The organism is Pseudomonas sp. Leaf127 (genome assembly GCF_001423155.1).
In the GTDB taxonomy this organism is placed as follows: domain Bacteria; phylum Pseudomonadota; class Gammaproteobacteria; order Pseudomonadales; family Pseudomonadaceae; genus Aquipseudomonas; species Aquipseudomonas ovata.
In genome coordinates this window covers 562250-575669 of record NZ_LMOA01000023.1, presented here as the reverse complement: position 1 = coordinate 575669, position 13420 = coordinate 562250, and the positions used below count along the sequence as shown (strand labels likewise).

Genomic DNA, 13420 nt, shown 5'->3' with positions numbered 1-13420 from the left:
TGCTCCATGGGTATTTTTGACTGGAAACACTGGCTCGTTATCCTGATCGTCGTGGTGCTGGTATTCGGCACCAAGAAGCTCAAGGGCCTGGGCAGTGATGTCGGCGAATCGATCAAGGGCTTTCGCAAGGCCATGCACGACGATGAAAAGCCGGCCGAGCCCAACCCAACGGCCCAGCCGCAGCCACAACCGCAGCCGGCCCAGAGCACGGCGCATAACCCGCAACCCCAACCGCCGCACACCATCGATGCCCAGGCGCAAAGGGTGCAGGATCCGGTGCGCAAGGACCAGGTCTGATCCATGTTTGGTATCAGCTTTTCCGAACTGCTGCTGATCGGCCTGGTGGCCCTGCTGGTACTGGGTCCCGAGCGCCTGCCGGGAGCCGCGCGTACCGCCGGGCTGTGGATAGGTCGTCTGCGGCGCAGCTTCAATGCCATCAAGCAGGAAGTGGAACGTGAAATCGGTGCCGACGAGATTCGCCGGCAACTGCACAACGAGCACATCCTGTCGCTGGAAGAAGAAGCCCGCAAGCTGTTCTCGCCGCCCAACGAAGACGTGCTCAATCGCGACGCCCCGGCAGTCGAACCGGATCCGCAACCCATTGCGCTGCAACCTGAGTCTTCGGTGCCGCCAGCCACCGTCACGCCGGCAACGCCGCGTCTGACCCTGGAAAAAACACCCAAGCCTGCGACCGTGGCCACGCCTGTCGGTCAGCCGGCTGCCCTCACTGACCCGTCATTGCCATCGCGAGCCCCATGAGCGCTGATATCCCGGAAAACGACCAGCCCATGCCGCTGGTCTCGCACCTGACCGAGCTGCGTACACGCCTGCTGCGTTGCGTGGCTGCGGTATTTGTGGTCTTTGCCTGCCTGTTCTACTTTGCGCAGAAGATCTACACCCTGGTGTCTGCCCCGCTGCGCGCCTACCTGCCCGAAGGCGCGACGATGATTGCCACCGATGTGGCCTCGCCGTTCCTGACGCCCTTCAAGCTGACCATGATGGTGGCATTGTTCGCCTCGATGCCCATCATCCTGCATCAGGTCTGGGGCTTCATCGCACCGGGCCTGTACCGGCATGAAAAGCGCATCGCCGTGCCCTTGCTGGTGTCGAGCATCATCCTGTTCTATGCCGGCATGGCGTTCGCCTACTTCCTGGTGTTCCCGCTGATTTTCCACTTCTTTGCCAGCGTGACGCCCGAAGGCGTGTCGATGATGACCGACATCGCCAGCTACCTGGACTTCGTCATGACGCTGTTCTTTGCCTTCGGCGTGGCCTTCGAGATTCCGGTGGCCGTGGTGTTGCTGGTGTGGATCGGTGTGGTCGACGTCAAGTACCTGAAGAAGATCCGCCCCTACGTGATCATCGGCTGCTTTGTGGTCGGCATGATCCTCACCCCGCCGGACATCTTCTCGCAGACCCTGTTGGCAGTGCCGATGTGGCTGCTGTTCGAGCTGGGCATCCTGTGCAGCAGCATGATCAGCAAGCGCGGCGAGCACCCTGAAGACCAGAAGCGCGACCAGCCGCCAGCGCCGCTGTCGTGAACCTGCTGCTGCTCGAAGAGGCCGACTTCATCGCGGCCGACCGTGTGGTGTTGCGTGACCGGCGCCTGACCCACATGCAGGAGGTGCAGCGGGTCGCGGTCGGTGACCGCCTGCGGGTCGGCCGTATCGGCGGCCTGCTGGGGGAAGCCGAAGTGCTGCGCCTGGAGCCACGCGAAGCCGAGCTGCGCGTGACCCTGCACAGCCCGCCGCCGGCCAAGCTCCCGCTGACCCTGATCCTGGCCGTGCCGCGCCCGAAAATGCTGCGCCGGGTGTTCCAGACCGTGGCCACCATGGGCGTGCCACGGCTGATTCTGGTCAACAGCTATCGGGTCGAGAAAAGCTTCTGGCAGACCCCGTTCCTCAACCCCGAGGCCATCCGCGAGAACCTGATCCTGGGCCTGGAGCAGGCCCGCGACAGCGTGTTGCCCGAGGTGCTGATCGAAAAGCGCTTCAAGCCATTCGTCGAGGACCGCCTGCCGGCCCTGGCCCAGGACACCCTCGGGCTGGTCGGCCATCCGGGTGATTTTCCGCCCTGCCCGCGGGCGGTCGAACAGCCGGTGACCCTGGCCATTGGCCCGGAAGGTGGCTGGATTCCGTACGAGGTCGATCTGCTGGCCGGCGCCGGGTTGCAGCCGGTGCAGCTCGGGGCGCGCATCCTGCGCGTCGAGACTGCGGTCACGGCACTGTTGGCGCGCTTGTTCTGAGCATTTGCTCCGTCATCTAAATCGCTTCAGCTTGCAGGATTCTTGCCGATACAGGGGTTCGTACTGTATCTGCCCGGCAAGGAGTCCTCATGTCCATTACCCAACGTCTCGCCAACGCGAGTGTCAGCCGCAAACTGGCGCTCGGTTTCGGCCTCGTGGTGCTGATGACCCTGGCCATCAGCACCACCGGTTGGCGCAGCATCCAGTCCCTGATCGATCGGGGCGACCGGGTCAGTGCCATCAATCAGATCAATGAGCAGACCCTGGAACTGCGTATCCAGCGTCAGCGCTATGAAGCCCTGTCCAGCGCCGAAGCGGCAAAGAACGTTGTGGCAGCCCTCGACCAGCTCGACATCGATCTGCGCGCGGCACGCAGCCTTATTCGCTCGCCCGCCAACCAGCAACGCCTGGACACGCAAATCAAGACCGCCGGTGATTATCGTCAGGCGTTCATGGAAATGAGCCAGGCCATCGAAACCCGTGAAGGCACCCGCAGCCTGATGGGCGACAGCGCCGACAAGGCCGTGGCCGAAATCAACAAGCTCGAAGCCGAACTGCTCAAGAGCAACGATATTCTGGCCTTCAACAATATCGTTGGCGTCAGCAAATTGCTGCAACAAGCACGCTTTCAGGTGCGCGGCTACACCTACAGCGGCCGTGCCGAATTCGAGAAGAACGCCAACGCGGCCATCGACGAGGCCATGACCGGCATCAACGCCCTGGCTGGCGATATTCCGGCCGACTTCCTGCCGACGCTGCAGGCGGCACAGGCGGGCCTGCAAGGCTATCGCAAGGCGGTGGGCAAGTACCATGATGCCCAGACCGCCAGCCTCACCGCGCTGGAAAAGATGGCACCGCTTGGCGAAACAATGGTCAGACTGAGTCGTGAACTGATTGCCGACCAGAATGCCAGCCGCGACAAGGAGAGCGAGCAGGCGGTGCTGACCATTGTCCTGGGCACGGCCCTGGCGCTGCTGTTCAGTGTGCTCGCCGGCTGGATCATCACGCGGCAGATCACCCTGCCCCTGCAAGATACGCTCAAGGCCGTCGAGCGCGTGGCCGCCGGCGACCTCAGCCACAACCTCAACGTCAATCGCCGGGACGAACTGGGTGTGCTGCAAGGCACCCTGCAGCGCATGACCGTCAGCCTGCGCGAGCTGGTGGGCGGCATTCGCGATGGCGTGACGCAGATTGCCAGCGCGGCCGAAGAACTCTCGGCCGTTACCGAGCAGACCAGCGCCGGGGTCAACAGCCAGCGGGTCGAGACCGATCAGGTGGCCACCGCCATGCATGAAATGACCGCCACCGTGCAGGAAGTGGCGCGCAACGCCGAAGAAGCCTCGGAAGCGGCACTGGCCGCCGACCAGCAGGCCCGTGAGGGTGACCGGGTGGTCAACGAGGCCATTGGCCAGATCGAACGCCTGGCCAAGGCCATGGGTAATTCCACTGCCGCCATGGACGAACTCAAGCGCGAAAGCGACAAGATCGGTAGCGTGCTGGATGTGATCAAGTCGGTGGCCGAACAGACCAACCTGCTGGCGCTGAACGCCGCCATTGAAGCGGCGCGCGCCGGTGAAGCCGGACGCGGCTTTGCCGTGGTGGCCGATGAGGTGCGCAGCCTGGCGCAGCGTACCCAGAAGTCCACCGAAGAGATCGAAGCGCTGATTGCCGGCCTGCAAAGCGGCACCCAGCAGGTGTCGAGCATCATGGACGACAGCCTGGCGCTGACCGACAGCAGCGTCGAGCTGACCCGCCGCGCCGGGGGCTCGCTGGAAAGCATCACCCGCACGGTCTCGGCCATCCAGGCGATGAACCAGCAGATTGCCGCCGCCGCCGAGCAGCAAAGCGCCACGGCCGACGAGATCAACCGCAGCGTGCTCAATGTGCGTGACGTGTCGCAACAGACCGCCGCCGCCAGCGAAGAAACCGCCGCCTCCAGCGTCGAGCTGGCGCGCCTGGGCAACCACCTGCAAACCCTGGTGGGGCGCTTCGTGATCTGACGCCCCGCGCTCTGTCCAAGGAGCGCGCTTGCCCGCGACCGGCTGCGCAGCAGTCGTAAATTTGTGGCGTTTAATCAATTTCTGCGAGCGCTCCGCACTCGGTCGCCGGCAAGCGGGCTCCTACCGGTCGATGCCTGCCCGAATAGCCTGTTCTGTAGGAGCGCGCTCTGCCCGCGACCGAGTGCGTTAGCGCTCGTAAAATCTCGAAAACGCCACAATTTTACGACTGCTAACGCAGCCGGTCGCGGGCAAGCGCGCTCCTACAAACCAGATGCCGTGCCATATCACCGAGCCTTGGACCTGAGCTTGATACAAAAGGCCAGGCTCGGCTTCTGTGACCGGCCTCACCTTCTGTAATCGCTCGGAATTTTCCTACGACCAACTCAGGTCGCGCGTTACCTCCTCCTGCCGATGCGCTCATGACGCCATCCCCAAGCAGGAGAAATCCCATGTTCCGCAGGATCAATCAATCGCTGGAAAACCTCAGCGTCAGGCTCAAGCTGGCACTGGGCTTCGGCCTGGTGCTGTGCCTGACCCTGACCATCACCTTCACCGGCTGGCACGGCTTGAACACCATGATCGAGCGCGCCGAAGCCATCTCATCCATCGCGCACCTCAGCAGCCTGACCAAGGACCTGCGCGCCGAGCGCATTCTGTTTCGCCAGGAAAACACCCCGCAAAACGCCACGCGGGTCGAAGACCGCCTCAACGAGCTGGAAACCCAGCTCAGCCTGCTGCACAAGGCCATCGAGGACGCGCGCAGCCTGGACCTGTTGAATGCCCAGAGCCGTATTGTGGCGGCCATGGAAAAGACCTTTGCCGAACTGAGCGAACAGCGCAAGGCACGCGACAGCGCCGCAGACACCCTCAAGCAACAGGCGGCCCAGACGGTCAAGGCCATCGTCGATGTCGAAACCGAGGTGCTCAAGGCTGTGAGTCAGGAGCAGGACAACGGCGAGCGGCTGGAGGAGTTCACCAATCTGTCGCAGCTCAAGCAGCATATCCAGCAGGCCAGCGCGCAAGTGCAGGCCTACACCCTCACCGGCAGGCAGACCGATGAAAGCGCCGCCATCGTCGCCCTCGACGAGGCCCTGGAAGAAATCCGCCAGATCGCCCGGGACCAGGCCGGTGACAACCTGCAGGCGCTCAAGCCGGCCGAACAGGCCTTGCAAGCCTACAAGCGGGCACTGGGCCTGTTCCATGACGTACAGGTCAAGGTTGAGCAGGGCCAACAGACCATGGAGACGCTGGGGGACTCGATGCTCGACTCGGTGGCCGGGCTGATCGGCGTCCAAGGGGTGCTGCGCGACAGTGAGGCTGGGAATGCCCGCACGGCCCTGACCGGGGTTGCCTCGCTGGCCCTGCTGGCCGCCCTGCTGGCGGCCTGGTTCATGACCCGGCAGATTCTCGTGCCCTTGCGCCAGGCCCTGGCAGCCGCCGCACGCATTGCCCAGGGCGACCTGAGCCGTGACCTGCCGAGCCTGCGTCGCGACGAGATGGGCCAGCTGCAAGGCAGCATCCAGACCATGACCCTGAACCTGCGTGGCCTGATCAACGGCATTGGTGATGGCGTCACGCAGATTGCCAGCGCCGCCGAGCAACTGTCGGCGGTCACCGAGCAGACCAGCGCGGGGGTCAATAACCAGAAAGAAGAAACCGATCAGGTTGCCACGGCCATCAACCAGATGGCCGCCACCGTGCTGCAGGTGGCCAGCAATGCCCAGGAGGCCTCCCAGGCCGCCGCGCAAGCGGACCAGCAGGCGCGCGATGGCGATCAGGTGGTGGGCCAGGCGATTGGCCAGATCGAACAACTGGCCGATGAAATGCGCCACTCGACCCAGGCCATGGGCCGCCTCAAGCAGGAAAGCGGCAAGATCGTCGGGGTGCTGGACGTGATCAAGTCCGTCTCGCAACAGACCAACCTGCTGGCGCTCAATGCCGCCATCGAGGCGGCGCGGGCCGGAGAAGCCGGACGCGGCTTTGCGGTGGTGGCCGATGAGGTTCGCAGCCTGGCACAACGCACCCAACAGTCGACCGAGGAAATCGAAGAGCTGATTGCGGCCCTGCAAAACGGCACCCAGCAGGTGGCCACGACCCTGGACAACAGTCGCAGCCTGACCGACCAGAGCGTGGAACTGAGCCGCCGTGCCGGCAGCGCCCTGGAGCAGATCACCCGCACGGTGGCCAGCATTCAGGGCATGAACCTGCAGATCGCCACGGCCAGCGAACAGCAGAGTGCGGTGGCCGAGCAGATCAACCGCAACGTGGTGAATGTGCGCAACATCTCCGAACAGACCGCCACCGCCAGCGAGGAAACCGCCGCCTCCAGCATCGAACTGGCGCGCCTGGGCACGCACCTGAAAGAACTGGTGGGGCGATTCAAGGTGTAGGCGAACCCGCTACCTTAGGCGCTGAAAACACCCGATCTGGAGCGACCAACGATCGCGAAAAGACCCCATGATTCACTGAAGCCTTGGCGCTGTGTCTGCCACAAACAAAAACGCCCCTGAATCAGGGGCGTTTTTGCAAGGTTGTATCAGGCCGGCAATGGCACCGGCAATGCACCGGCCGGCTGCAACGGCAGCAGCGGTGCATGCGGATCAGCCTCGATGGAGGCGCGCCAGGCGGCCAGCCACTCCGGATGTTGCACACTCCAGACCTGCTCATGCAGGCGCGACAGCGCCACCGGGTCACTGAGCAGCATCAGGCGTTCGTGGTTGCTGAGCTTTTCAGGACCCACCTTGAGCGCCTGCTCGATGCGCTCGGCACGCAACGACTCGATCGGGGCGGCCAGGCGATGGCGCGAGGTCGCCATGGCACAGGCCAGGGCGTTCTGCTGCGGGTCGACCACAGCGCGCACGAAGCCCTGCTTGAGCGCATGCCAGCGGTTCTCGTGGGTGTACTGGTCGGTGGACTGCAGCTCCTTGGGCGTGTCGTATTCCTCAGGAATCAGGAACAGCTTCTCGTCACGGGCCTTCAGGCCAAGATTGGTGCGGCTGGAGATCACCGACACCGGGATCGACAGCATCAGCGACACCACGATCGGCGCCAGCCACCACAAAAAGCTCGGGTTCAGCCAGGCCACCAACAGGGTCCAGGCCACGCCCAGCAAGGTCTGCGGACCATGGCGCTTGACTGCCTCGGACCACGGCGTGGAGTCGTCGTCACGCTGCGGCGAGTTCCAGGTGGCGGCCCAGCCCAGGAACGCGGCGAGCACGAAACGGGTGTGGAACAGCATGCGCACCGGCGCCAGCAGCATCGAGAACAGCATTTCGCTGATCATCGACACGGTGACCTTGAACTTGCCACCGAAGCCGGTCGCGCCCTTGGCCCAGATCAGGATCACACTGAGCAGCTTGGGCAGGAACAACAGCACGATAGTGGTCGAGAACAGCGCGACGGCTTTTTCCGGGTGCCACTGCGGCCACAACGGGTACAACTGCCGTGGTTCCAGGAAGTAGGTTGGCTCCATCAGGGTGTTGACCGCCAGCAGCGCGGTGGACAGCACCAGAAAGAAGAACCACAACGGCGCCGACAGGTAGGACATCACGCCGGTCAGGAACACCGCACGGTGCACCGGGTGCATGCCCTTGACCAGGAACAGGCGGAAGTTCATCAGGTTACCGTGGCACCAGCGGCGGTCGCGCTTGAGCTCGTCCAGCAGGTTGGGCGGTAACTCTTCATAACTGCCCGGCAGGTCGTAGGCAATCCACACGCCCCAGCCGGCCCGACGCATCAGCGCCGCTTCGACGAAGTCGTGCGAGAGGATGGAGCCGGCGAACGCGCCTTTACCGGGCAGCGGCGCCAGGGCGCAGTGCTCGATGAACGGCTTCATGCGAATGATCGCGTTGTGCCCCCAATAGTGCGATTCGCCCAGCTGCCAGAAGTGCAGGCCGGCGGTGAACAGCGGCCCGTAGACACGAGTGGCGAACTGTTGCAGGCGCGCATACAGGGTGTCCATGCCCGACGCCCGTGGCGCGGTCTGGATGATGCCGGCGTCTGGCGTGGCTTCCATCAGGCGCACCAGGCTGGTCAGGCACTCACCGCTCATGACGCTGTCGGCATCGAGCACGACCATGTAGCGGTAGTCACTGCCCCAGCGACGGCAGAAGTCGTCGAGGTTGCCGCTCTTGCGTTTGACGCGACGACGGCGACGGCGGTAGAAAATCTTGCCGAAGCCGCTGGTTTCACGGCACACGTCCAGCCAGGCCTGTTGCTCGGCCACGGCGATGTCGGTTTCGTTGGTGTCGCTGAGCACAAAGAAGTCGAAACGGTCCAGGTCACCGGTGGCGGCCACGGACTCGAAGGTGGCGCGCAGGCCGGCGAACACCCGCGGCACGTCTTCGTTGCAGATCGGCATCACCAGCGCGGTGCGTGCACCGGCTTCGATGGGCTCGTTGCCGGCACTGGCGCCTGAGATGCGGTATTTGTCGCGTCCGGTGATCAGCTCCAGAAAGCCCATCAGGGCGGTCCAGAAACCGGCCGACACCCAGCAGAACAGAATGCCGAACAGCAGCAGGATGCTGGTCTGCAAGGCATACGGCAGCACCTGCATGGCAGTCTGCACGAAGGTCTGGCGGGTGATTTCGTCCAGCGACACCAGCGACCAGCCCTGATAGGGCAGGATGCCCTTCATGTACCAGCCCGCCACGATCGTCTGGCCGAGCATCAGCACCAGCAGAATGTAGCGGCGAATCGAACCGACCGTGCGCCAGCGCGCCTTGGGCAGGTCGCGCGGCAGATCATCGACCGGCTTGGGCGGGTTGCCCTTGCCGGTCAGGCGCCGCCAGCCGCGCACCAGGATATTGGTGCGCCATGGCTCGGGCACCACGCGGGTGCGGCGAATGGGCGGTGCGATTTTCAGGCACAGCCGCCCACTGGCGTCGACGCCGAGCATTTCGGCGTCACGCAGTTCATCGGCCGTGGCCAGGGTCAGGCGCGTGCCCACCGATGCCTGGGCGGCCTCGGCAGGTGCGGCGCCCGGCTGGGCCGCCAGGCGCTGGTGCAATTCGGAGAACGAGGTGCAGCCGGCCAGTTCGGCCCGCTGCTCGTCGCTCATGGGCAGGTGTGCCAGGTACTCGTTCAGAGACTCTGGCGCCGTATGTGAATTACTCATCGCTAGGCAACTGGTAGCTCCAGGTCTCGGTCAGGACTTGCAGGGTCTTGGCCGGCTCCGGAAGGGTGGGTGCAGCTTCGGTTGCAGGTGGCTGAACAGCGTCCTTGCCCGCCTCGGCATTGGCCACATCGGCCTTGCCGGCTTCAGGTTTGGCGGCATCGGCTTCGGTCTTGACCTTGGCAGCGTCAGCCGGAGCCTGTGCCACTTGCGCCTTGCCTGCATCAGGCTTGGCGGCATCAGGCTTGGCTGCTTCCGGCTTGGTCGCATCAGGCTTGCCCGCTTCGGCGGCCTTGACCGCTTCGGCCTTGGCCACGGCGCGGGTGTCTTTCACGACGCCTGGCGTCGTTGACTTGCTCGGGGCCGCCTTCTCATCCGAAACCAGCAACGCAGGTTCCTTGCCGGGTTCAGCCGGGATTTCCCGCAGCAGATAGGCACGCATCTCGATCGGACGGCTGGTGTCCTTGACCTTGATGCGCAGGCTCAGGCGATAGCCCTTGGTCACCGGGTTGTAGCGCAGGTTGTTGTCGACCAGTTCGGTGTTTTCGTCGGTGGTCACCTGGCTGCGAATGGTCTTGTCTTCCGGCAGGGCCGAGAGCACGGGACCGACGAAGTCGATCAGGAAGGCCAGGGTGCCGTCAGGCTGGCGAATCAGGTTGGCCTGACGCACATCACCCAGCGAGCGCAGGGTCTGCTTGACCCAGCCCAGGTCCGGCGAGTGAATGGCGTTTTCGTCCATGGTCCAGTGGATGCGGTAGTTGAAATCCACCGGCTCCCCGGGGGCCGGCAGGGTTTCAGGCTTCCAGAAAGCCACGATGTTGTCGTTGGTTTCGTCGGCAGTCGGAATCTCGACCAGCTCGACCACACCCTTGCCCCAGTCGCCACGCGGCTCAATCCAGGCGCTTGGGCGCTTGTCGTAGCGGTCGTCGAGGTCTTCGAACTGGCTGAACTCGCGGCCACGCTGCAACAGGCCGAAACCGCGCGGGTTCTCGACCGAGAAGCTGCTGACCGACAGGTGACGCGGGTTGTTCAGCGGACGCCACAGCCACTCGCCGTTGGCGGCCTGGATCGACAGGCCGCTGGAGTCATGCAGCTCGCGACGGAAGTTCTGCGTGCGCGGCGGCTGGTGGGTGCCGAACAGGAACATGCTGGTCAAAGGCGCCACGCCCAGCTTGGTGACCTTGTCACGCAGGTACATGCGCGACTTCACGTCCACGCGGGTGTCGGAACCCGGGCGCAGGATGAACTGGTAGGCACCGGTGGCCCGTGGCGAGTCGAGCAAGGCGTAAATGACCAGGTGGCCATCTTCGCCGTTGGGTTTTTCGATCCAGAATTCCTTGAAGCGCGGGAATTCCTCACCGGACGGCACGGCGGTGTCGATGGCCATGCCACGGGCAGACAAGCCATAAACCTGACCCTTGCCGATGACGCGGAAATAACTCGCGCCCAGCATGGTCATGATCTCGTCCTGCTTGTCATCCTTGTTGATCGGATAGGTGACCTTGAAACCGGCATAACCGAGCTTTTCAGTGGCCTTGGGGTCGAACTTCAGTTCGCCGAAGTCGAAACGGGCCGGGTCGTACTTGATCTCGTCGACGGTGGTCGCGGTCACTTCGTTGATTTTCACCGGCGTGTCGAAATGCATGCCCTGGTGATAGAACGACAGCTTGAACGGGGTCTTTTCGCCCGCCCACTCGGCCTTGTCGTCGCGGAAACGGATTTTCTGGTAGTCCGCGAACTTCATGTCGCGGAACTCACCCGGCAGGTTGCTTCTGGGGGCTTCGAACTTCTGCCCGGCCAGGTCTTTTGCCCTTGCAGCCACATCATCAAGATTGAATGCCCACAACTGGCCCGAGCCGAACAGGCAGACCAATGCAGTGCTTGCCATCAGCGCATTACGCAGCCGGGCGACAGGTGTCTTTGGAGCATCACAGGGACTAACAATCACGAGCAACCCTCGCCGAAAAACGATTAAAGAACCAACGGCCAGCTATCCAGTGCCGGTTGGCGAGCACTGTTCGGACTCCAAAAGGGCTTAATGATTCCCTGTCGGCTGCCGAACTGTCTTCGCACTTCCATCCGGCGGGCCATCGGTAATGGCCAATTAGCGCGCGATTATCCTGTAGCGCGCGTGACAACGCATCAGCTGTGACAAAGTTTTTATTACTTCGATACCTGATGCCTACAGACCTGCGCAAACGTACGGTTTTCAGGTCTCGAACAGGAAGGTGACCGGCCCGTCGTTGACCAGATGCACTTGCATGTCCGCACCAAAACGGCCCGCAGCAACCTGCGGGTGAGCGTCCTGGGCCTGCCTGAGAAGATAGTCGAACATTTCGGCCCCAAGGGCCGGAGGCGCCGCTTTTGAAAAACCGGGGCGCAGGCCGCTGCGGGTGTCGGCCGCCAGGGTGAACTGCGAAACCAGCAACAAACCGCCCTCTACATCACGCAACGACAGGTTCATCTTGCCATCGGCATCGCTGAATACCCGGTAGTTGAGCAACTTGTGCAATAACTTGTCGGCACTGGCGGGCGTGTCTTGAGGCTCGACCCCGACCAACACCAATAACCCCTGCTCGATGGCACCGACCACGTCGCCCCCGACCTCGACCCGTGCCCCGCGCACGCGTTGCAACAACCCTTTCATGAATGCTCCTTGAATGACCCCTGGTTCTGCACACTTACCACTGTACCTGCCCCGTAGGAGCGCGCTTGCCCGCGACCGAGTGCGAAGCGCTCGCAAAATCTCGGAAACGCTGMAAATTTACGGCTGGAAATCTGCGAAACGCTGCAAATTTACGGCTGGAAATCTGCGAAACGCTGAAAATTTACGGCTGGAAATCTGCGAAACGCTGCAAATTTACGACTGCTAACGCAGCCGGTCGCGGGCAAGCGCGCTCCTACTGAACCCATGTGTCAGGACGGCAAGCCTCAGGCTTCTTCAGGCGAGAGGTCCAGCAGGTTGTCGGCGATCTGGGCGGCGGCGCGTACCAGGGCATCGGCGATGCCGGTCTCGGCGGCCGAGTGCCCGGCATCGCGGATAATCTGCAGCTCGCTGCCCGGCCAGGCCTGGTGCAGTTCCCAGGCGTTGTCCAGCGGGCAGATCACATCATAGCGGCCATGCACGATGATGCCCGGCAGGTGCGCGATCTTGTGCATGTCGCGGATCAGCTGGTTGTCTTCCAGGAAGGCATTGTTGACGAAGTAATGGGTCTCGATGCAGGCAATCGACAGCGCCCGTTGCGGCTCGCAGAAACGGTCGACCACCTGCGGGTTCGGGCGCAGGGTCGCGGTGCGCCCTTCCCAGCCCGACCAGGCCTTGGCAGCGTGCATCTGGGCGATCTGGTCGGGGCCGGTCAGGCGCCGGTGATAGGCGGCCAGCAGGTTGTCGCGCTCCTCGACCGGGATCGGGGCGAGGAAGTCCTGCCAGAAATCAGGGAACAGGCGGCTGGCGCCGCACTGGTAGAACCACTGGATTTCCTGCGGCCGGCACAGAAAGATGCCACGCAGAATCAGGGCATGCACACGGTCCGGGTGGGTCTGCGCGTAGGCCAGGGCCAGGGTCGACCCCCACGACCCCCCGAACAGCACCCACTTGTCGATGCCCAGGTGCTCGCGAATGCGCTCCAGGTCCTCGACCAGGTGCCAGGTGGTGTTGTTTTCCAGGCTGGCGTGCGGCGTGGAGCGACCACAGCCGCGCTGGTCAAACGTTACGATGCGGTACAGGTTGGGGTCGAAGTAGCAGCGGCTCTGCGCATCGCAGCCCGAGCCCGGGCCGCCATGAATGAACACCACGGGCAGGCCGTCAGGCGAGCCGCTTTCATCGACATAGAGCACATGCGGAGCTTCCACGGCCAGATCGTGCCGGGCATAAGGTTTGATCTGCGGGTACAAAGTCTGCATAAGTGCTCCATGGTCCGTTTCGTGGGCGTGTTCGGTAAAGCGGTTGCCATCATAAACCCGAAATGGTTAATGAGCATGCTGATCGGTATGGAACGATAGATGCAAGCAATCTGCCAGGCGCTGACGGCGAACCTGCAAGGTCCGCCCGGGTCAGAGCGT

Annotated in this window: 10 protein-coding genes and 1 pseudogene; 7 read left to right on the top strand and 4 right to left on the bottom strand. The window is 63.3% G+C overall.

Going from position 1 to position 13420, the window contains the following annotated elements:
• Window positions 1-6: 6 nt before the first annotated feature.
• The 7 genes and pseudogenes from ASF84_RS23685 to ASF84_RS30340 all read left to right on the top strand — a co-directional run bounded on the left by ASF84_RS23685 (window position 7) and on the right by ASF84_RS30340 (window position 6635).
• On the top strand, window positions 7-297 hold the full coding sequence (locus ASF84_RS23685) for a twin-arginine translocase TatA/TatE family subunit (protein WP_056841304.1): 291 nt from the start codon (window positions 7-9) through the stop codon (window positions 295-297).
• 3 nt (window positions 298-300) lie between these two features.
• Window positions 301-759, top strand: coding sequence for a Sec-independent protein translocase protein TatB (gene tatB, locus ASF84_RS23680; RefSeq protein ID WP_056841303.1), 459 nt, complete (start codon window positions 301-303; stop codon window positions 757-759).
• Window positions 756-1541, top strand: a complete 786-nt coding sequence (gene tatC / locus ASF84_RS23675; RefSeq protein ID WP_056841302.1) for a twin-arginine translocase subunit TatC — start codon at window positions 756-758, stop codon at window positions 1539-1541. Before tatB ends, tatC begins: the two co-directional genes overlap by 4 nt.
• On the top strand, window positions 1538-2245 hold the full coding sequence (locus ASF84_RS23670) for a 16S rRNA (uracil(1498)-N(3))-methyltransferase (RefSeq protein WP_056841301.1): 708 nt from the start codon (window positions 1538-1540) through the stop codon (window positions 2243-2245). The genes tatC and ASF84_RS23670 overlap by 4 nt, the downstream gene beginning before the upstream one ends.
• Before the next feature lie 164 nt (window positions 2246-2409).
• A complete protein-coding gene (locus ASF84_RS23665) occupies window positions 2410-4245 on the top strand; it encodes a methyl-accepting chemotaxis protein (protein WP_082481822.1) in 1836 nt (611 codons plus the stop codon).
• Window positions 4246-4664: 419 nt separating this feature from the next.
• Window positions 4665-5777: pseudogene (locus ASF84_RS30345) on the top strand (methyl-accepting chemotaxis protein); the annotation flags it as partial.
• A complete protein-coding gene (locus ASF84_RS30340; RefSeq protein WP_421957954.1) occupies window positions 5772-6635 on the top strand; it encodes a methyl-accepting chemotaxis protein in 864 nt (287 codons plus the stop codon). The pseudogene ASF84_RS30345 and the gene ASF84_RS30340, both read left to right, overlap by 6 nt.
• Window positions 6636-6781: 146 nt before the next feature.
• Here ASF84_RS30340 and mdoH read toward each other — a convergent pair whose 3' ends face one another.
• The 4 genes from mdoH to pip form a co-directional block, all read right to left on the bottom strand.
• Window positions 6782-9361 (bottom strand): glucans biosynthesis glucosyltransferase MdoH, encoded by a 2580-nt coding sequence (mdoH, locus tag ASF84_RS23655; protein WP_056841298.1) that lies wholly within the window; start codon window positions 9359-9361, stop codon window positions 6782-6784.
• Complete coding sequence (locus tag ASF84_RS23650) at window positions 9354-11306, bottom strand: glucan biosynthesis protein G (RefSeq protein ID WP_056841517.1); 1953 nt, start codon at window positions 11304-11306, stop codon at window positions 9354-9356. The genes mdoH and ASF84_RS23650 overlap by 8 nt, the downstream gene beginning before the upstream one ends.
• A gap of 261 nt (window positions 11307-11567) precedes the next feature.
• Complete coding sequence (dtd, locus tag ASF84_RS23645) at window positions 11568-12005, bottom strand: D-aminoacyl-tRNA deacylase (protein WP_056841297.1); 438 nt, start codon at window positions 12003-12005, stop codon at window positions 11568-11570.
• A 284-nt stretch (window positions 12006-12289) separates the two neighbouring features.
• Window positions 12290-13261 carry a prolyl aminopeptidase gene (gene pip, locus ASF84_RS23640; RefSeq protein WP_056841296.1) on the bottom strand — a complete coding sequence of 324 codons (972 nt, stop codon included), beginning with the start codon at window positions 13259-13261 and terminating at the stop codon, window positions 12290-12292.
• Window positions 13262-13420 lie beyond the last annotated feature (159 nt).